The sequence below is a fragment of the Opitutaceae bacterium genome (assembly GCA_015075305.1).
In the GTDB taxonomy this organism is placed as follows: Bacteria; Verrucomicrobiota; Verrucomicrobiia; order Opitutales; family Opitutaceae; genus UBA6669.
In genome coordinates, this window is record JABTUS010000006.1 from 334,487 (window position 1) to 355,220 (window position 20,734).

The 20,734-nt window shown below is 61.8% G+C and carries 13 protein-coding genes; 11 read left to right on the forward strand and 2 right to left on the reverse strand.

Annotation, left to right across the window (positions count from 1 at the left end; translation table 11 throughout):
* Positions 1–27: 27 nt before the first annotated feature.
* The 5 genes from ilvE to HS122_13510 all read left to right on the forward strand — a co-directional run bounded on the left by ilvE (position 28) and on the right by HS122_13510 (position 7,193).
* A complete protein-coding gene (ilvE, locus tag HS122_13490; GenBank protein ID MBE7539410.1) occupies positions 28–894 on the forward strand; it encodes a branched-chain-amino-acid transaminase in 867 nt (288 codons plus the stop codon).
* A gap of 246 nt (positions 895–1,140) precedes the next feature.
* Entirely contained in the window at positions 1,141–1,656 is a 516-nt protein-coding gene (locus HS122_13495) for a UvrB/UvrC motif-containing protein (protein MBE7539411.1), read from the forward strand.
* A gap of 4 nt (positions 1,657–1,660) precedes the next feature.
* A complete protein-coding gene (locus tag HS122_13500; protein ID MBE7539412.1) occupies positions 1,661–2,749 on the forward strand; it encodes a protein arginine kinase in 1,089 nt (362 codons plus the stop codon).
* Positions 2,750–2,788: 39 nt separating this feature from the next.
* Positions 2,789–5,305, forward strand: coding sequence for an ATP-dependent Clp protease ATP-binding subunit (locus HS122_13505; protein MBE7539413.1), 2,517 nt, complete (start codon positions 2,789–2,791; stop codon positions 5,303–5,305).
* Positions 5,306–5,336: 31 nt separating this feature from the next.
* The gene (locus HS122_13510; GenBank protein MBE7539414.1) at positions 5,337–7,193 is read left to right on the forward strand and encodes a hypothetical protein; all 1,857 of its coding nucleotides are present in this window, start codon (positions 5,337–5,339) and stop codon (positions 7,191–7,193) included.
* 93 nt (positions 7,194–7,286) lie between these two features.
* Here HS122_13510 and HS122_13515 read toward each other — a convergent pair whose 3' ends face one another.
* Together HS122_13515 and HS122_13520 are read right to left on the reverse strand one after the other, a co-directional pair.
* Complete coding sequence (locus tag HS122_13515) at positions 7,287–8,108, reverse strand: prolipoprotein diacylglyceryl transferase (protein ID MBE7539415.1); 822 nt, start codon at positions 8,106–8,108, stop codon at positions 7,287–7,289.
* Positions 8,105–9,208, reverse strand: coding sequence for an HlyC/CorC family transporter (locus HS122_13520; GenBank protein MBE7539416.1), 1,104 nt, complete (start codon positions 9,206–9,208; stop codon positions 8,105–8,107). The genes HS122_13515 and HS122_13520 overlap by 4 nt, the downstream gene beginning before the upstream one ends.
* 286 nt (positions 9,209–9,494) lie before the next feature.
* Here HS122_13520 and HS122_13525 point away from each other — a divergent pair, with 286 nt between their 5' ends.
* From HS122_13525 to HS122_13550, 6 genes are all read left to right on the forward strand, one after another.
* On the forward strand, positions 9,495–13,256 hold the full coding sequence (locus tag HS122_13525; protein MBE7539417.1) for a TonB-dependent receptor plug domain-containing protein: 3,762 nt from the start codon (positions 9,495–9,497) through the stop codon (positions 13,254–13,256).
* A 195-nt stretch (positions 13,257–13,451) separates the two neighbouring features.
* Positions 13,452–13,862 (forward strand): hypothetical protein, encoded by a 411-nt coding sequence (locus HS122_13530; GenBank protein MBE7539418.1) that lies wholly within the window; start codon positions 13,452–13,454, stop codon positions 13,860–13,862.
* A 48-nt stretch (positions 13,863–13,910) separates the two neighbouring features.
* Positions 13,911–15,152, forward strand: a complete 1,242-nt coding sequence (locus HS122_13535; GenBank protein ID MBE7539419.1) for a TolC family protein — start codon at positions 13,911–13,913, stop codon at positions 15,150–15,152.
* A 6-nt stretch (positions 15,153–15,158) separates the two neighbouring features.
* Complete coding sequence (locus HS122_13540) at positions 15,159–15,596, forward strand: hypothetical protein (protein ID MBE7539420.1); 438 nt, start codon at positions 15,159–15,161, stop codon at positions 15,594–15,596.
* A gap of 6 nt (positions 15,597–15,602) precedes the next feature.
* Positions 15,603–16,934, forward strand: a complete 1,332-nt coding sequence (locus HS122_13545; protein ID MBE7539421.1) for an efflux RND transporter periplasmic adaptor subunit — start codon at positions 15,603–15,605, stop codon at positions 16,932–16,934.
* A 55-nt stretch (positions 16,935–16,989) separates the two neighbouring features.
* Entirely contained in the window at positions 16,990–20,721 is a 3,732-nt protein-coding gene (locus HS122_13550; GenBank protein ID MBE7539422.1) for an efflux RND transporter permease subunit, read from the forward strand.
* Positions 20,722–20,734: the final 13 nt, after the last annotated feature.

The window sequence follows — 20,734 nt, forward strand, 5'->3', positions numbered from 1 at the left end:
CTGCGCGCCTTTTAACCGTGTCGGAGAATGAAGATTTTTCTCGATGGCACGTGGGTGGATGCGGCGGAGGCAAAGATTTCCGTGTTCGATCACGGCCTGCTGTATGGAGACGGAGTTTTTGAAGGCATCCGCCTCTATGGAGGCAATGTGTTCCGTCTGGACCAGCATCTCGAGCGGCTGGAATATTCGGCAAAGGCGATCCTGCTGGACCTCCCCTGGAGTCGCCGCGAGTTGAGTGAGGCGGTTTGCGAGACTTGCCGGATCAACAAGCTTCAGGACGCCTACATCCGGCTGGTTGTAACCCGAGGTGTGGGTGACCTGGGTTTGTCTCCCTGGTTGTGCAGCAAGCCATCGATTTTTATCATTGCGGACAAGATCGCCCTGTACCCGGCAAAGTATTACACCGAAGGACTGGGGATTGTGACGGTACCCACCCGCCGCGTGAATCCCGCCGCGTTGAGCCCCGCCATCAAGTCGCTCAACTACCTCAACAACATTCTGGCAAAGATCGAGGCGAAGCAGTTTGGCGCTCTCGAGGCGATCATGTTGAATGACCAGGGATTCGTGGCCGAATGCACGGGCGACAATATCTTCATTGTGCACAAGGGCCGCATCATTACCCCCGCTGCCCAGCAGGGTGCGCTCAAGGGCATCACGCGGGATGCGGTGTTTGACCTGGCCCTCCAACTGGGCATCCCAATCGAAGAGCATGACCTGACCCGCTATGATGTCTGGAACGCCGACGAGGTCTTTCTCACAGGAACTGGCGCCGAGGTGATACCGGTCGTCAAGCTTGACGGACGACGGATTGGCACCGGAGCGCCTGGTCCGATTTTCGCCCGTGTGCTCGAGGCCTTCAGGAAGGCCGTTTTGAGGGACGGTACCCGCCTCTAGGTTCGAAGGTTCTGGACAAGGGGCGAATCAGCCGATTCGGAAAGGTGCGCCAGTTGGCGCACTCCTGCGTCTTTCCTGCACAGTTGAAACTTGAATGGATTGGTGAACTCCCTCCACTCCCTGCGCTTGCGTCAACGGCGACAACTGGCACGTTGCTTGCGAAGCAAATCACGAAAATGTGCCTAGTCCGGTCCAATTTTGTATTCGCCGTGTCGATATTTCCGGCACGTGTGGTATCATTGCCTTATGCCCAGCCCACTCAAATGTGATTTCTGCACGAAGTCGGCCACTGTCCATCTTACGCAAATTGTGAATAACAAGGTGCATAAGGTGGATTTGTGCGAGGAATGTGCGCAGGCAAAGGGCGTCACGGACCCCAGTGGATTCTCGCTGGCGGACTTGCTGATGAAGGCATCGCTCAACAATGAACCGCCTGTGCCGGCGGGCTTGCGGTGTGAGCAATGCGGATTCACCCAGGCGGATTTCAAGAAGCACGGACGCTTCGGTTGTCCGCAATGCTACCAGACATTCTCCCAGATGGTTGAACCGATGCTGGGATCAATGCACAAGGGCACCTCACATGCCGGAAAGGTGCCCCTGCGGGCCATAGCCCGGAAATCTCTCTATGAAAGACTGACCAAGCTGGAATTCGACCTCGACGACGCCATCAAGTCAGAGCGTTACGAAGACGCAGCCCGCTACCGCGATGAAATCCTCCAAGCCAAACAAGCCTTTGATCACAAGCCGGCGCAAGAGCGCTAGCGCCATGACGATCGAATCGCTGATCGACACACCTTCCGAGCTCACGAACTCCGTGGGAAACAGCAAGTGTGCGATCGTGCTGATGACGCGGATTCGCCTTGCGCGGAATCTTGCGGGCCGCTCGTTTCCCGGCTGGGCTGATTCCGACCAGCGCGCGGAGATCCTCGCCGCGTGCCGCGGCGCGGTGTCCGCCGCCGCGCAGATGAAGCGCAGTCTGAGCGTGGGGATCTCGGAAATGGATGACCTGCAGAAGCAGGTCCTCGTTGAACGTCATCTCATTTCCCGCGAACTCAGCGGATCAAAGTCGGGCTCCGGCGTGGTCATCAACAAGGACCAGACCATCTCGGTGATGATCAATGAGGAGGACCATCTGCGCATCCAGGTCCTTCGCGCGGGCTTCCAGTTGAAAAAGGCGTGGTCGACCATCAATGACCTCGACAGTTCGCTGGAGGAATCACTCGACTACGCCTTTTCCCCGCAGTTGGGCTACCTCACGGCATGCCCGACCAATCTCGGCACCGGCCTGCGCGCCTCGGCCATGATGCATCTGCCCGCGCTGGTGATTTCGGGTCAGATGGAAAAGGTGGTTCGCGCCGTCAACCAGCTCGGCATGGTGGTGCGCGGACTTTTCGGCGAAGGCTCGGATGCCTCGGGCAGCATGTTCCAGATTTCCAACCAGACCACACTGGGCGAGGCGGAGGAGGACATCATCAAGCGCCTGCAGAGCGTCCTGCAGTCCATCATCGAGCACGAGCTCAACGGCCGGCAGAAACTGCTGGAGGCCGATGCCAGCAAGCTTCATGACAAGATCGGGCGTGCCTACGGCATTCTCCAGAATTCACATGTCGTGAATTCGGCCGAGGCGATGAACCTGCTTTCACTGCTGAGGCTGGGCGTTGACCTCCAGATTTTTCCCGAGGAGACCCGGGCCGTGATCGACCGCCTCTTCATCGAGGCGCAGCCGGGTCACATCCAGCATGCCATGAAGCACGGACTCGAGGCGGGCGAACGCGACTGTTCCCGCGCCGCCAAACTCCGCGAAGAATTCGCCAGGTTTCCCGCGCCGAGTTTTGGCGCGGCTGGAAGGAACTGATGCAAACCCTGAATCCCTTTACACGCCATGTCTGAACCGATGAACAACTTCACGCCTCGAGCCCAGCAGGTGCTGGCGCTGGCTCGCAAGGAGGCCGATCGCTTCCATCACAACTATGTTGGAACCGAGCATATTCTGCTTGGACTCATCAAGCTTGGCCAGGGAGTCGCGGTATCGGTCCTCCAAAAGATGGGACTCGACCTGGAGACGGTGCGCAATGCGGTCGAAAAGCAGGTCGGAACCGGCACCGAGACCAAGACCCAGGGCAGCATTCCCTATACTCCCCGGGTGAAGAAAGTGCTGGCGCTTGCCGGCAAGGAGGCCAAGGCGCTGAACCACTCGTATGTCGGCACCGAACATATTCTGCTCGGTCTGCTGCGTGAAGGGGAGGGTGTCGCGGCCCGGGTGCTGAAGTCGCTTGATGTCGACATCGAGCGCACGCGCAACGAAATCCTTCGCGAACTCGACCCCCAGTTTTCCGGTTCATCCGACACACCTCCCGCCGGTGAGGAGGCTGCGGCGCCGTCTCCCCGCGGGGGAGGGGGCGAGGACGGCAAGAAGGACGTCAAGACCCCCGCCCTGAAGGCGTTTGGGCGCGATCTGACGGAACTCGCCCGGAAGGGCGAGCTCGATCCCGTGGTCGGACGCAAGAACGAGATCCGGCGGGTCGTCCAGATTCTCTGCCGTCGCACGAAGAACAACCCCGTGCTCATCGGTGAGGCGGGTGTGGGCAAGACGGCCATTGTCGAGGGACTGGCCCAGGAAATTGCCAATGGAATCGTTCCCGAGATACTCTTCGACAAGAAGGTCATCACGCTGGATCTGGCGCTCATGGTTGCCGGAACAAAGTACCGCGGCCAGTTCGAGGAGCGCATCAAGGCGGTGATGGATGAGATCCGGCGTGCGAAAAACGTCATCCTGTTCATTGACGAGATGCACACGATTGTGGGCGCCGGCGCCGCCGAAGGCGCCATGGATGCCTCCAACATCTTCAAGCCCGCGCTCTCACGCGGAGAGCTTCAGTGCATCGGGGCGACCACCCTGAACGAGTACCGGAAGTACATCGAGAAGGACTCCGCCCTGGATCGTCGTTTCCAGTCGGTCAAGGTTGAGCCGCCGTCCGTCGAGGACACCATCACGATCCTCAAGGGCATCCGCGGCAAGTACGAGGATCACCACAAGGCGATCTTCAGCGACAAGTCGCTGGAAACTGCGACCAAGCTTTCCGATCGTTACATCACGGGTCGGTTTCTTCCCGACAAGGCGATCGACGTCATGGACGAGGCGGGTGCCCGCGCCCGCATTGGCGCCCTCAGCCGGCCGCCGGACGTCGAGGACCTCACAAAGCAGATCGAAGTGGTCTGCGCCAGCAAGGAACAGGCCATCGCCGCGCAGCATTTTGAGGAGGCCGCGAAGTTTCGCGACCAGGAAAAACAGCTGCGGCTCAAGCAGGAGCAGATAACTGAACAATGGAAGAAGGCCCGTGAGGAGAAACGGGTCGAGATCGACGAGGATCTGATGATGCAGGTCGTCGCCGACTGGACCGGAATCCCCCTCTCGCGGATGGAGAAAAAGGAGAGCGAACGCCTGCTTGGCCTCGAGGACGAAATCCGCAAGGTGGTGGTCGGGCAGGAGGCTGCCGCGGTGGCGATCGCCAGGGCGCTCAGGCGCTCGCGCGCGGACTTGAAGGATCCGCGGCGCCCGATCGGATCCTTCATGTTCGTTGGACCGACCGGAGTGGGCAAGACCGAGACCGCCAAGCAGCTCGCGGCGCAGATGTTTGGAAACCAGGACGCGCTCATCCAGATCGACATGAGCGAGTACATGGAGAAGTTTGCCGTTTCCCGGCTGATCGGCTCCCCTCCCGGCTACGTCGGTTACGAGGAAGGCGGCCAGCTGACGGAATCCGTCCGCCGTCGTCCGTATTCGGTCATTCTTTTCGACGAGGTTGAAAAGGCGCATCCGGACGTTCTCCAACTGCTGCTTCAGATTCTCGAGGACGGCCGTCTGACGGATTCCCTCGGCCGCACCGTGGATTTCCGGAACACGATCATCATCATGACGTCGAATGTCGGTGCGGCGCTGCTCCAGCGCCAGACGACGATGGGTTTCGGCGCCGCTTCCGGAAGCTTCTCCGATCACGAGCGCATGAGGGAAAAGGTGCTCGAGGAGGCCAAGCGCATCTTCAAGCCGGAATTCCTGAACCGCATCTCGGACATCATCTTTTTCCGTCCGCTCGACAGGAACGATCTGACCAAGATCGTCGACATCGAGCTGGTGAAGTTCGCCAGACGCCTCGTCGAGCGCAAGATCGTGCTTGAGTTCACCGAGGAGGCCAAGGCGCTGCTCACGGAGAAGGGCTACGACGAAAAATACGGTGCGCGCCCGCTGCGACGCGCGGTTGAGCACTACCTGGAGGATCCGCTGGCCGAGTCGCTTCTGCGGGGGGATGTGAAGGATGGCGAAACCGTCCTCGTCATTCGCAACGGCGACAAGCTGGAGTTCAAACAAAAGGAGCCGAGCCCGTCCGCCGCGGACACCGGCGTGGCCACCTAGGGCCACGGATCCCCACTCGAAGGCCGCCTGAATGGCGGCCTTTTTTGCAGCCGGCACCGTGATGCTTTCGCGTTTCAAATCCCCAATCCGGATTGCGGTTCTTGCGCTGGCGGCGGGAGCATGCCGCGTGCCGGCCTGGCAGATTCCGGAAACCTGGCTCGCCAGGGATCCGGGACCGCGCGAGGTTGCGGCGATCGTCCAGACCGGCGCGACGGAATCGTGGAGCGCCGCATCCGACTTGATCGAATCGCAGGTGCTGGCGCTCTACCAGCGCGAGCCCGGGCGTGCTGATCGCCTGAATGGCTGGCTTCTGGCCGGCCGCTGGGCGGGTCTGATGGGGGAGAGCGAGGAGACTTTCCTTCGGCGCTGGGTCGATGCAATCAACCGTGCCGGCGTCGGGCACGCCGGCATGCAGGCATCCCGGGTTCCGCAGGATCGGGTGATCGGCGCCGCGCTTCAGACGGATTTTGTTTCCTGGGTGCTCGCGAATAGAAGGTTCATGGAGGTGTTCTTCGATCAGCTTTCGCCGTGTGACAACCTGCCGCGCGTGTTTGAAATACTTGATCTGCTCTTTCACGCCGGTCAGGACACGTTTGCGGCATACTCGCAACTGGCGCTGGCGATCGCGCTTGTCTACGACGTGCCGCCTCCGCCCGGCTGGCCTCACGCGCAGGTGCCTTCCGGCGCTTTGAAAAGGAGGCTTCCACCCCCGCTTGAGGCATTTCAGTTTTTTGTCCGATCGGATCGACAGGGGAGATGCCTGCAGCGCATTTCGTCACTCGGCGTCGGAGAGCTCCGGTTTCTGGTGGACCTGGCGGCGCCGTTCGAGGAACTGGCCTGGGCTCAGGCGAACGTGCGCACGCCGATCAACCGGCTTGAAGAGACGTATTCAGAAATCAACTACCGCCGGGACCGGGCCGAGTCGGGAGCCTACGTATGGGGGGAGGAGAAGTACACGCTTCCAGGCATCCGGATCGCCGGCGGCATCTGTGTGGACCAGGCCTATTTCGCCACGCAGTGCGCAAAGGCGCGCGGAGTGCCCTGCATGATCTTTCGCGGCGCGGGACTGGACGGCCGCCACGCGTGGTTTGGGTACCTCGACGCCGGGGGGCGCTGGGAGCTCGACGCGGGACGCCTGGCGGAACAGAAGCTCGTGACCGGCATGGCGCACAACCCGCAAACCTGGGCCGACCTTTCCGATCACGAGCTGCGGTTCCTTTCGGAAGCCTTTCGAAAGACACCGCGCTTTCGGCAGGCGCGCATTGAGGACGGCTATGCGCAGGTTCTTCTGGAACGCGGCAATGCCAGGGCGGCGGCGGTGGCTGCACGACGATCGGTGAATTTCGAGCCGCGGTTTCTTGCAGGGTGGGAAACCTACCTCGCGGCGGGCGAGGCGGCTTTCCTCGCGCCCGCAACAATCGAAGCCGCGCTTCGCGAGGCTTCGCTGGCCTTTCGGCAGTACCCGGATTTGAACCAGCATTTTTCATCGCTGCTGGCCCGCCGGTTGAGGGCTCGGGGTGAATCGAGCGCCGCCGACTATCAGGATCGACTGAATGCACGCAAGTTTCAGGCTCAGCGGGCTGACCTTGTTTATGGACAGGCGACGGAAGAGTTGTCGAGGGCCGCCGGCTCGGAACCCCTTTCGCAGCAGATGCGCCTCTTCCACGACATTGTGAATCAACATGCCCGGGGTGCAGGCGTCGCGTTTCTTGACCAGGTGGTTCGGCCCTTCTCCACCCGGCTTGCCGAAGGCGGGCATGCTCGGGAGGCCAGGCAGGCCGTGGAGTACGCCGGCAGGGCGCTTGCGGCGGCACCAGGAAGCCAGTTGGCGAAGGAGATCAATGAACTCGGGCGCAGCTTGAGGGATTTCGGCGCGGACGGTCGGTGACACATGCCCGCCGCAGCACATTGGGAAAACGGACCTTCGGACGAGAAGCACCCCGGTTTCTGAAAGGACCGCGAACTCGGAACGCGGTCCGTGTCACGCGTGCCTGCGACGGCTCCGCAGAAGGAAGGTGGCGCCAACAAGCATCACAAAAATCGAATAGAATGTGCCGCGACTGAGCCCGAGGACAAGGGTCGCGTCCGGCTCGCGGAACATCTCGCAGACGATTCTGGCGACACCGTAGGCGAGCAGGTATTCACCGCAGAGGCGACCAGGGGCTCTTGCAACGACGTCGGTTTTCCAGAATCGCCACTGTGCGAACACCAGCAGGACCAGTCCTTCAAGAAAGGCCTCGTACAACTGCGAAGGGTGGCGCGGGAGAATCCGTTCAACGTCGGTGGCCGTGGGATCGCTGGCAGGGAAAATGACAGCCCAGGGCACGGAGGTGACGCGACCCCAGAGCTCACCGTTGATGAAATTGGCGATACGTCCGAAAAGCAGGCCCAGGCTTGCAACTGAACTGACGACGTCAGCCAGGTGGCTGAACTGAATTTGCTGTCGCCAGGCAGTCCAGGCGATTGCGGCGGCGACACCGATCAACCCCCCATGGAAGGCCATGCCGCCCTGCCAGACCTTGAAAAGGACGAGTGGATTGGCTGCCAGTTCTCCGAAGTGGTAGAGGAGAAAGTAGCCGAGGCGTCCGCCGATCACAACTCCGAAGACCATGCCCATCATCAGGTCGCTGACCTGCGCCTCGGTCATGCGGGTGCGTCCTCTTTTTGCGTAGCGGATCATCATCCAGGCTGCGCCGACAAATCCGAGAACATAGGCGAGGCCGTAGTACCGGATGCCAAAATTATCGGAGAACTTTATGAGAAAGGGGTCCCACGTGTGAACCCAGGTTGCCATCGGGATCATTGGTCTTTAAGGTGATCCTTGGGGTTGACGGCTGGCGCAGGAGGCTGGAGCGGGGAGGGCGACCGGCGCGTCGGGAATTGTCCCTGCCGATTCACCTTTGATCGGGCAAACTCCCGCATGTCCACAGCCACATCATCCCGGTCGAAAATCTCCCGTCCAAGGATGTGCTCCATGACATCCTCCATGGTGATCACACCCGCAGTCGCCCCAAATTCATCCACGACAACCAGCAATTGCTGGTGCTTCTTGAGCAGGACTTGAAGCGCGTTCTCGGCGGAGGCGGTCTCTGGAATGAAATGAACCTCCTGCATGAGGTGCTGCACTGTCAGAGGGTCCCTGTCCTCGGCCTTGGCCTTGAGAAGATCGCGCCGCCGCACAACGCCCACGACATCGTCGAGGCTGCGACCGTACACGGGCATCCGGCCAAAGGGTATGTTGGTGTAGGTGTTGAACACTTCGCCGATGGTCGCTGATTTCGGCAGGGCGGTGACCACCGTGCGGGGCGTCATGATGTCGGCCACGCGAACATCGCTGAGAGCCAGTGTGTTCGTGATGATGTCCGACTCGCTGGGTGTGAGCACGCCCTGTTGCGCACCGCGCTCGGCCAGCAGGATGATTTCCTCGTCGGGATTGTCCTGTTCCTGGCGCGGGCCGGTGAAGGCGCGAATCAGCCGGGAGCTGAGGAAATTGACGGGCCTCAGGATCCGGCAGGCCGTGTGCAGCGGATAGGCGAGCACGGGCTGAAGTTTTCGCCGGTAGCTGACACCGATGCTCTTTGGTAGAAATTCGGCGAATATGAGCACGGCGATGGTCAGAATGGCGGATATCGCCCCGAGCGCTGCGTCGCCATAAATGCGTGTGGCCAGTCCTCCGATGACGACGGAGCCCAGTGTATTCGCCAGTGTGTTGAGCGTCAGGATCGTCGACATGGTCTCCTCGAAACCATTCTTCAATCGCTCCAGACAGGCACCCCTGGCGGGCCTTTTCCGCTTGAGCACCCCAATGTCCGCACCGGTCGTGCTCAGCATCATGGCTTCCGCAAGCGAGCAGAGGAATGAGATGCCCACTGTCAGAACGATTGCGATGAAGAGACTGACCATGTTCCCAGTTTACGGGGGATTGCGAAGAGGCGAATAAAAAGTCCCGGTTCGTGCATCGGCAATGCCCGGTGGTGCGAGCCGGGCCGCCGGGTTTGCAGGAAATCGGACTGTCTGAAGTGCCAGCCGGTTGAGTGCGCCAATCAGTTGGATCTAGGTAGCAAGCGTTACGACTTCCTACCAACCCGCGCCCCTCCCGGCCTCTTGTCCACCCAAGCCGCCGGCATCAGACGTGAGCACATCCACGGTCTTTTTTCCAATCCTTCATCAACCCTGAACCCATCGACTCATGACCCCGAACCCGTTTCTTCAAATGTCTCACGGCCGCCTGGCCTTTTCCTGTCTGGCAATCGCATGCGCGGCCGGGCTGTCCGCACAGCAGGTCGATGATCCTGCGAAGCTCAAACCTGATGCGGCCGAGTCCGAGCAGGTGATCAAGCTCTCGCCCTTCACGGTATCGACGGAGAAGGATTCGGGATATTTCGCCGCGAACACGCTGGCCGGCAGCCGCATGAACACGAATCTGGCGGACCTGGGAGCTTCGGTTTCCGTGGTCACCAAGCAGCAGTTCGAGGACACGGCCTCCACGGACATCAATGACATCTTTCGCTACGAGGTGAACACGGAAGGCTCGCTGACCTATACGCCGGGTACGCAGAGCATGCGCAATGACGGCGTGCTGGACGTCAACGCCGGTGGCACCCAAGGCAACAATATCACGCCCTACACCAATGCCGGTGCCAATCGCGTGCGCGGGCTCGGGGCGCCCAGCTCAGCGCTCAACTACTTTCCCGCCATCGGCGCGGTGCCGTTTGACTCCTACAATACCCAGACCGTCGAAATCAGCCGTGGACCAAACTCGATGCTCTTCGGACTCGGCAGCCCCGCGGGCATTGTCAACCAAAGCACGGCGCAGGCCAGGCTGGGCAGGCGGTCCGCGCAGGTGTCGGTGCGCACTGACCAGTACGGATCGTTCCGGACCGCAATCAATTTCAACGAAGGACTCATCTCCAACAAGCTCGCCATCTATGGTGCCGCGGTTTTCGACAACAGGAAATTTGATCGCGAGCCATCCTACGACAATACGAAGCGCTACTACGGCGCCCTGACGTTCAAGCCCTTCAGCAAGACCACGCTCAAGGTGAATGTGGAGAAGTATGACAACGACAACCGCCGGCCGAATACGCTGACTCCGCGGGATTTTGTTACCGAATGGAATCTTGCGGGCCGCCCGTACTATGACCCCACAACGAAGAAGGTCTACAGTCTCAATACGCGGGCGGAGCTCAGCATGCTGGTGAACGACGCAGCGTCCCCCTTTGCGAATTCACTGCGCTCGTTCATTGAATCGCGGCCGGGCTTCGACCCCACCAAGTGGAATGCGGCAAAAACGCAGTACAATGGGATCAACATTTTCGGCAATGCGCGTTGGGCCATCCCGGCAAACTGGGTGGCGGGCACGCCGTCGCCCAACATTCTTTTTGTGCCTGGAATCGGCGAAGTGAATCAGGCTCGCAGCATCATGCAGATCGCGGATGGCCAGCTTGTAAACTGGTTCCAGCCCACGTACCAATACCGGTATCTTCCCGGATTCGGCACGTCCACGAATCCCGCGGCAAATCCCGCGGTCTACCCGACTGTGGCGGCAATCAATGCCAGTTCCACCTGGGCAGACATCTATAATCGCACCTTCACTTCGTCGGCGGCCTGGACGGGCGCGGGCAATGGCATTGCTGCCGGCAGCTATCGCTACCCGGGCGTGACGGATTCATCGATCTACAACTGGCGCGACATCAACATCAATTCGATGAATTTCGGCAGCGCCAAGAACACGAATTTCAACGTGGAGTTCGAGCAGGATCTCCCGGGAAACCTCTTCTTCAGCGCAGGCTGGCTGCGGCAGGACTACTCGCAGCGTGTCAACTACACGGTGGCCCAGCTCAATGTCGCCACGCTTTTCATCGACACCAACCTGAAGCTTCCCGACGGCACCAACAACCCCTATTTCGGCAAACCCTATCTCGAGGACCAGGATCCCGACAGCTATGTGAACGAAGAGGTGGACGACCATTACCGCGCCATGCTCGCGTGGACGCCCGACTTCACGGTGAAGGATGGATGGGTGAGGTGGCTGGGACGGCATCAGGTCCTGGGTCTGGCGTCGAGGGACGACTATCTCACCACTACCCTCCGCCAGCGCCTCCACTACGTGAGCGCTGCGAACGACGCAGGACGTTTCAGATATCTGCGGAATCCCAACAACAATGCCGATGGATCGCCAACCGGCTACAATCGGAACACGACCTCTCTGCGCCGCATCTACTACCTCGCCACTCCGGGCTCTCCTGATGGCGTCGTGACACGGGCTGCAGGCTCATGGGATTACATGACCTATGCGGGAGACATTCGGGCGTACAACTACGACACATCCAGTTTCATCCCGGTGGGAGTGACGACGGAGTTCATCGACTTCGATGCAAGTACCGGACGAAATCACAGGCTGGTGGACTCGATCAGCGCTGGCATTACGAGTCACTTCTGGGATGACCGGCTCATCACCACCTTCGGAGTCCGGAAGGACAAGTACAAGGCACGAGTCACGAACACCGGCACCAGTGCCGTTCTTGATCCGGCTGGTAATATTGTCGCCCCGGCGATCACGAATGCGCAGAAATGGGTGAACGGCGAATTTCAGCGCGACTTCCTCTTCAATCGTTGGGGGCCTTACAACAAGGTTGAGGGCACCACACGAACGATGGGCGGGGTCCTCCGTCCGTTCCAAGGTTGGGGAGCGATCGAGAACAGGGCCGACAATGGATCGCGGGTCTGGCAGTTCGTCCGCAATCTGGGGTTCAGTTACAACCAATCCGACAACTTCAATCCGCCATCGGCAGCATTGGGCGACTTTTACGGAAATCCGCTGCCCAAGCCCACCGGTGAAGGCAAGGATTACGGCATTCAATTCACCCTGTTTGAAAACAAGCTCTTTGGTCGGATAACCTGGTTCGAGGCTTCCAACCTCAACGAGAATCTGGCCGCGCCCGTGGTGTTTGGTCGCCTGTCAAACAACGTCGATCAAACCATCTTCCGCAACTGGGCTCGCACAATCTCATTGATCAACATGGGCAGGGATCCGACAGCGGATGGATTCGGGGACAATCTCAGTGCGACCGAGGAGGATGCCGTCCAAGCCGCTGCGGAACAGATCTGGAAGCTGCCCTACGAGTACTACAGCTCGCTCCCCTATTCAATGGGCGCGACGCGCAATGCCGAGGCCAAGGGTATCGAGGCGGAGATCAACTACAATCCGACGCGCAACTGGACGATGAAGTTCACCTTCGGCAAACAGGACACGAAGTACGCAAGCGTGCTCAAGGAGTTTCTGCCTTGGGAGGCGGAACGCATGGCAGTTTGGACAACGGCCAAAGCCAGCACCTACCTCAAGCCGGAGTACCAGCGTTTTGCCACGTACACCACGTCCGGCGGACGTGCCGTCAATCTCACCAACTTCTGGAGTTCCTACGGCTATCAAAGCTCAGTGTTTCCCGACACGGCAAACAGCTACGCCAATCCCGAGGCCTACTACGCTGCGATTGTGATGCCGCAGCTTGCCCTTGACCGCGATCTTCAGGGGCAGTCGGTTCAGGGGCAGCGAAAGTATCGCTGGTCCCTGCTGAGCAGTTACAATTTCACCGCGGGCAAGCTGAAGGGTTTCACCGTCGGTGGCAGCCAGCGTTGGGAGGACAAGGCCGTCATTGGCTATCGTGGAAAGGCCAGTGGCATCAATCTGTACAATGGAAAGCCGGTGATGGATATCGCGGACGTCTCGCAGCCGATCTACGACGATGGCAACACCTACACGGATCTGTGGATCGCCTACCGGCGAAAAATTCTTGATGATCAGGTGGGAATGAAGATCCAGCTCAATGTCTCCAACGTCTTTGAGGGCGGGCGGCTTCGTCCTGTCGGTGTCAATTACGACGGATCGCCCTACGCGTTTCGCATCATCGATCCGCGCCAGTTTGTCCTGACGGCGACTTTCGATTTCTAAAATCGCGGCAGAGTGCTTGGAAGCGCCAACTGTTGTCGAGCGGTGACACCCTGTCGCCGACTCGATGAGGTTGAAGCTCCTGGGTACCGGGGACTTGGCGAAGGGCTGCGGAGCCAGCCAGGATCAGGAAGAGTTGATTCAAGTTTGAGGGTTTTGCCTGGCTCAGGGGTAGGGTGGGTGAATATCCACTCTACCATGAAATCATTGCTCTCAGTTTTCACACTTTCCGCACTGCTCTCGCTGGCGTCTTCAGTGGTGGCTGCGGACAATAAATCTTCGCCAGCGGCAGGCGCGAAAAATGTCGCGGTCGGCAAATTGATCAGGGTGGCTGACAACGACGCTGCCTGGGCGGCGAAGGAGCGAAAGGCATACCCGCTCACCGTGTGTGTCGCTTCCAACGAGGACCTCGGAAGCATGGGAGACTCGCCTGAATACATCTATCGCGTGGACGGCCAGCGCGACCGCTTTGTTGTTTTTTGCTGTGAGGGTTGCGAGGAGGATTTTCTCAAGGAACCCGCGAAATACCTCGCCAAGATAGACGCGGCGAAGGCCGCCCAGCGCGCTCCCAGGAAGGGAGCACCCGGCGCACATAGCGAACATCACTGAGGCAACAGGATCACGCAGTCCTGCATTGTCACTTGCCGCCTCGATCCGATGGGAACCGTTGGAACCTCACTCAGCCTGACCCTGATCCTCCTGCCTGGAATTGCCTTCGGCGCGGAGTTGGCGGGCGGCGTCACGGGAAGACCTGAATTTCTCCGCGCGATCGCCGATGCTCCGGTGCTCGGTGCGGCGTCGCGGCGGACGGATGCCGCCCGGGAACGCCTTGGATCGGCCGGCCGCCTCGCGGATGTCGAGGTCGAGGGAATGGCCTCCCGCATGGTCGGGCCCATGAACGAGCGTTCAACGATGTGGGAGATGAATGTCATGCAGCCGCTGCCAAGGCGCGGCGAGCGATCGGCGGATCGCGACCGCGCGCGCGCTGATGTTTCCATGGCGGAGGCGGAACATGCGATGCTCGCGGGCGAACTCGCCGCAGACGTCGCGACGGCGATCGCCGAGGCCGGGGGTGCGGAGGCGCAGGCGAAACTCCTGGAGGCGCAGATTGAGCGTCTCAACGCCGTGCTGCGCAGCGTCGAGGCGCGCATTGCCACGGGGGCCGGCCGTCTTTCAGACCGGCTGACCGTCCAGGCGCGGCTCGCCTCCATGCGATTCATGATCGAGGAGGAGCGACGCGATGCCGCCGACGCCCTGTCCGAAGCGCGCGGTCGCCTGGGGTACGCGCCCGACGCCCGGCTGCCTGGGTTTGCAGCGCCGATTCCCTCTGAAATCAATGCTGAGGATGCAGCGGCGGTTCGACTCGCCTCCGCGCGGGGAGTGCAGGCGCACGCGCGGGTGAGGATGGCGCTGGCGTCCGGCAACCCGATGACTGCGGTGGGCGTGCGTTTCGAACAGGAGCGGCGTTCCATGGGCAGCGAGAACACCCTTGGCCTTGCATTTTCGACCGACCTTCCCTTTCGCAACCGCTCCTATGCGCGAGCCGAGAGTCGTGCGGCGGAGGCCGAGCGGGCCGCCGCCCAGACTGATGCAACAGCCGTCCGCTTCCGCGTCGAGGCCGCACTGGGACGTGTGGAACGCGCCGAGCATCTGGCGGGCATCGCGCGGCGCCTGAGCCAGGAAACCGTGGGCCGTCTTGAGGCCGAATACGAGAGCATGCTCCGCGCAGCCGCAACGGGAAGCGGGCAGTCCTCGACCGTACTGGAGGTTGTCGAGCTTCTCGAAAAGACGACGGAGGCCGAAATCCAGATCATTCGCGCCGACACCGCGGTGCGCACGGCGCGCGCCGAACTCTGGCGCTACTACTCCGCAACGGAGTTCATCAACCGGCAACCCTGATTCATCATGATCAAGAACATCTTTCTATTCCTTGGCACCTTTGTTGTTGGAGCGCTTGTTTCGCTGGTCGTCCGGGCCGCCCTGCACAATCCCCACGAGGGTCATGAGGGCCACGCCGCCGGCGGAGGCGACTACCTTCCCATGGTGAGCAATCCAACGGCGCCCGCCAGGTCCGCGACCGAACCGCCACCCGCTCCGGCCGCCGAACCGAAGGCTGCGGATCCGCACGCGGGTCACGGGAAAATGGATACAACCTCGGTCGGCGACAAGCCGGTGAACACCGTCTGCGCCATCTGCGGCATGGAGGTCGATCCGTCCCTGCCGACGCTTGAGTACATGGGCAGGAAGATCGGCTTTGGCTGCAAAATGTGCCCGCCGAAATTCAAGGCGGACCCGGATCGCTACGGTCCGTACTACCTGCGCAACGAGGTCATCAAAAAGTAGTCCGTGATGCGCTCGCAATCCCTCCTCATCGCCGCGGCCGGGCTGGTTATCGGCGCCGGCCTGATCGCCCTGCTTCCCCGTGAGAGACTTTTCGTCGACACCCGCGTGGACAGCCCTGAGGACGAGGCGTCGGCCGCGGGTGAGCGCTGGGCCTGCCCGATGATGGACTTCATCGGCACGAAACCGGGCAAGTGCCCCGTGTGCGGCATGACGCTGACAAAAGTCACGGCGGGCGAACTCACACGGGAGCAGCAGCGGCGCATGGACGTGCAGCTCTCCCAGGTGACGGAGGGCCCGGCGCGCAGCCTGGTTCGCGCGTATGGAATTGTCCGATACGACGAGCGCACGCTTCAGGTTGTCATTCCCCGACTCGGCGGACGGGTCGTGAAGCGGCACCATGCCGCGCGCCACCTCGGCATGCTTGTGGAGGCGGGTGATCCGATCGTGGATCTGTACAGCCCCGAGGCATTCGCCGCACAGGGGGAGCTGGCGGCCGCGGTGAAGCTGGGTGACCAGCGGACGATACGCGCGCTGTCCGATCGCTTCGATCGCTGGAACCTCGCCGGCGTCGCCAGGGCCATTGTCGATGGCGGCGGGCCGGTGGACACCGTCACGATCACAAGTCCTTTTTCAGGACGGGTGGTTCGTGCGCTTGAGGACGGTGAGGCCCTGCCGGGCATCTCCCTGCCTCAGGTCGGGCAGGAGGTGACGGCGGATGCACCGCTCGTGCGCCTGGTTGAGCCGTTCGCCTACATGCTTGTGGTCAATGTGCCGGAGCTGCGTGCACACTGGGTCAAGGTCGGCCAGCGCGTGCGTCTCTCGTCCGACGATTGGGGGGAACTTCCGGAAATTGACGCCGACATCGCGTGGGTCGCTCCCGAGCTCGATCCGGAAATTCGGGCGCGAGAGGTGCACATTCACCTTCGCGATCCCAAGGGCAGGCTGCTGCCGGGAAGTCTTGTGAATGCCCGCATTGAATCGGTGCTGGGTCCCGATCTTGAGGCGGCGGATCCTTCGAACCGTGAAACCTGGGGGACGTTCACACTTGTGCCCAAAACAGCGGTGCTTTCGACCGGCGTGCGCAACGTCGCCTGGCGCGTCGCCGAACACCAGCGCGACGGTCGCATCCGCTTTGAACTCGCCCCGCTTGCGCTTGGTCCGAGGCTGGAGGACGAATCCGGCAACGACCTCTATGTGGTTCGCGCGGGCTTGAAGGCGGGCGACGAGGTGGCGACGCAGGGGGCTTTCCTGATCGACAGCCAGGCGCAGCTCGCCGGGACGCCCAGCCTGCTTCATCCCACGGGGGCGGTCGCTCCCGCAGGAGGGCACCAGCATTGAACACCGCGGACGCGCGCCCTCACGCGGGCCGGCGGAGCTGACTGAATCCGGCACCATGCTCTCGTTTGTCATCCGCAATTCCTTCCTGACACTGGCCGCATCGCTCCTTCTGGCGGTCGCCGGGTTCTGGGCGTGGCATCATGTGCCGGTCGACGCCATTCCCGACCTCAGTGACAACCAGGTGATCGTCTGGGCGGAGTGGCCCGGGAAGAGTCCGCAGGACATGGATGCGCAGATCACCGCGCGTCTCGCCCGCGAACTGCAGGGGCTTCCGGGCGTTGAAACGGTGCGCGGGATGTCACTCTACGGCGCCAGCTATCTCTATGTGATTTTTCAGGAGAAGCGCGATCTGTACGAATGCCGGACGCGCGTGCTCGAACGACTCTCCCAGCTTCAGGGAATCCTGCCTGCCGGCGTTGTGCCGCGCCTTGGCCCCGATGCCACCGCGATGGGGCAGGTGTACGCCTTCACGCTGCAGGGGGCCGCGAGCCTGGAGCAGAAGCGATACGTGCTCGATCAGATAGTCGTGCCCGCGCTGCGCGCTGTGCCGGGCGTGGCCGAGGTTGCGCCAGCCGGAGGCGTCGTGCGGGAGTACCAGATCGACGTCGAGCCCACGCGGCTCGAGGCGCAGGGCATCACGCTCGACATGCTGATGATGGCGGTGCGGAATGCGGGGCGCGATGTGGGCGCGATGAGCGTCGAGCAGTCGGGTATTGAGACGATGATTCGCGGCGTGGGCTTCGTCCGCTCCGTGCACGATGTTGAGAACGTCGTCATCCGCGGCGACAGAATGAAGGGGGCGGGCGTTCGGCTGGGCGACATTGCCAATGTGCACCTCGGCGGGGAGTTCCGCCAGGGTGTGCTCGCCGATGGCTATCAGGAGCACGTCGGCGCCATCATCGGCATGCGCGTGCGGGAGGATCCGAAAACCGTCATCGGCGCGGTCAAGCGGCGCCTGCTCGATCTGCAGCCCGCGCTCGATCGCGATGGGCTGACGGCGGTTGCATTCTACGATCGCTCACAGCTCATTCAGGAGACCACCGAGACGGTCACCGACACGCTGATCGAGGCGGTCATCACGACGGTGATCGTGGTTGTGGCGTTTCTTCTCCATGTGCGCGGCAGTCTGGCTGTCGCCGTGAGCCTTCCGCTCGGAATGCTGTTCACGTTCCTGGTAATGCATTTTTTCGGTGTCGGCGCGAACATCATGAGCCTCGCCGGCATCGCGATCGCAATCGGCGTGATGGTGGATTTCGGAATCATCATGACCGAAAACATCACGCAGCACCTCGTGGACCTGCAGGAGAAATGCCGGCGCGAGGGGCGCGCGATGCCGACATCTCCCTTCAATCCTGAGATCACGGAGACCGTCGTGAACGCCGCGCAGGAGGTGGCGCGACCGCTGCTCACCTCCGCTGCGACGACAATCATCGGTTTCCTGCCGATTTTTGCGCTGACGGACCAGGCCGGGCGTCTTTTCGAGCCGCTTGCGCTGACCAAGTCGCTTGCGATCAGCGGCGCTGTGCTGTTCGGCACGCTGCTTGTGCCGGTGCTCTGCCGCCTGCTGCTGCCGCCCTGGCATGTGCGTCGCGGCATACTGCTCGCCCTCTCCGGAGCGGCGGCGGGAATCACCTTTGGATGGTTTGTGCGCGATGGATGGGTGCTGCCGATGGACTACGGGCGGTGGGAGTTGGCGATTCCCGGCTGGCTCTTCGCCCCGCTGGCGGCTGTTCTCGCCGGCTCGGTGATCTGGAGGCTGGGCCGCGAGCGCCTCGTGAACTACGAGGAGAATCCGATGAGCCACGCGATTCACGTTGCCTACGAGTGGGCCTACGAACGGATCATCCGACACAAGGTGGCCTTCACCGTCACGATTTCGACGATGGCGGTGGGCGGATATCTGCTCGGCGCGGGATGGCAGACCGTAAGCTGGCCGTTGCGCAAGCTGTTCACCGCGGCCGGAGCTGATCTGGCTGAAACGCGCATGGATGCGGCGATGACACGGTGGTTTCCCGGGGCGGGTTCAAGTTTTCTCCCTCCCCTCGATGAAGGATCCTTTCTATTCATGCCGTCGCTTCCGGCCACCGGCGGTCTTGGGGAAACGCAGCGGATCATGATGACGCAGAACCGGCTCATGGAAGCCGTTCCGGAGGTGTCCTCCGTGATGGGAAAGATGGGGCGCGCGGAAACGGCGCTCGATCCCGCGCCGCTGGGGATGATCGAGACGGTCGTTGCCCTGAAGCCCTACAAGGAGTGGCCGGTTCATGAGATCACCCGGCCGGATGGCAGCGTCGAACACCGGCCGCGCACCTTGGAGGAGGTGCGTTCCGCACTGGCGGCGATCACGGACATTCCCGGTGTGGCGCCGAGCTGGCTCCAGCCGATCGAGACCCGCGTGGTCATGCTGTCGACGGGCATTCGCAGCCTGATCGCCCTGCAGGTGCTCGGCGATGACACGGAGGCGTTGGAGCGATTCGCCGAGGCGGCGGAGAAGGTCATTCAACCGACACCCGGCGCCGCCGATGTCCAGATGCAGCGCGAGGGAGGCAAACCCTACGCCGAGATCCGGCTCGATCCGGCGAAGCTGGCCCGCTTCGGACTCAGCAACGAGCAGGTCATGACAGCGGTCGAGACCGCCTTTGGCGGCATGGCGCTGACCTATTCGGTGGAGGGAGCGCTTCGTTATCCGGTGCGCATCCGCTACCTGCGCGAACGCCGCGACGATGCCGATGAACTGGTGCAGCTTGAGATTCCAACCACCGATGGACGCGGTGCGATTCCCCTTTCAAACCTCCTCGCGGCGCCGACCGTGCACACGCTTGAGTTCACCCAGGGGCAGCCGGATGCCCATGCGATGCTTGCGCGGCTGCCGCTGACCGCGCAGCGAAACTTCACGATCCTTTCTCCGCGACGTGCTGAAATCACGATTCCCGCCGGTGAAGCTCTGCCTGCGGTAATCCGCAAGGCGGTTTCGGCCGGACAGGTGACTCTTTCCGCGGTGCGGCCGAGCGAGGGTGGGCTGACTTACACGATCGGGCCGATGGCGATCCGGTCCGAGGGAGGAAAACGGACGCAGTACGTGCTCCTGAATGCTCGCGGACGCGGCGAGGTCGAGGTTGTCCACGACGCCGACGCCAGGCTGCGCAGCGCGCTTGACGAGGGGCGGCTTGAGCTGCCGGCGGGCGCGACCTATCGCTGGGTGGGACGTTACGAGCAGAAGATCAAGGCGGACGAGACGCTGCGCTGGATCATCGCGGCGTCGATGGTCGTCATGGTTTTCCTCATCTATGTCGGCACACGCTCGTGGCTCATCACGAGCATCATCATTCTTTGCAACGCGACCGTCACCACCTCGGGCGGGTTCTTTTTCGTCTGGCTGTGGGGGGCCGAGATGACGACTGCCGTCGTTGTGGGATTCCTGGTTCTCCTGGGCGTGATGTTCAACGACGGCATTCTGCTGGGCACCTACATTCAGGAGCAGTTCAGGACCCATCCCGGCACGATGGACGAGGTGCACCGGCGCGTTTTCCTCGCGGGATTGCGCCGCCGCCGGCCCGCCATCATGACGAATGCGACGGCGATGCTGTCGCTGATACCCGTCCTGTGGTCGACCGGCCGCGGATCGGAGTTGATGCAGCCGATGGTGCTGCCGGTTGTGGGCGGAATGATCTTCGACGTGATCTCGCTGTTTTCCGTGCCGGTCTTCTACACCTGGTACTGGGAGAGGCGGCTGGCGCGCGAGGCGCGAGCCGGCGCGGCGCAGACGGCGACCGCGCTGACGCAATAGTCGCCTCGGCGCA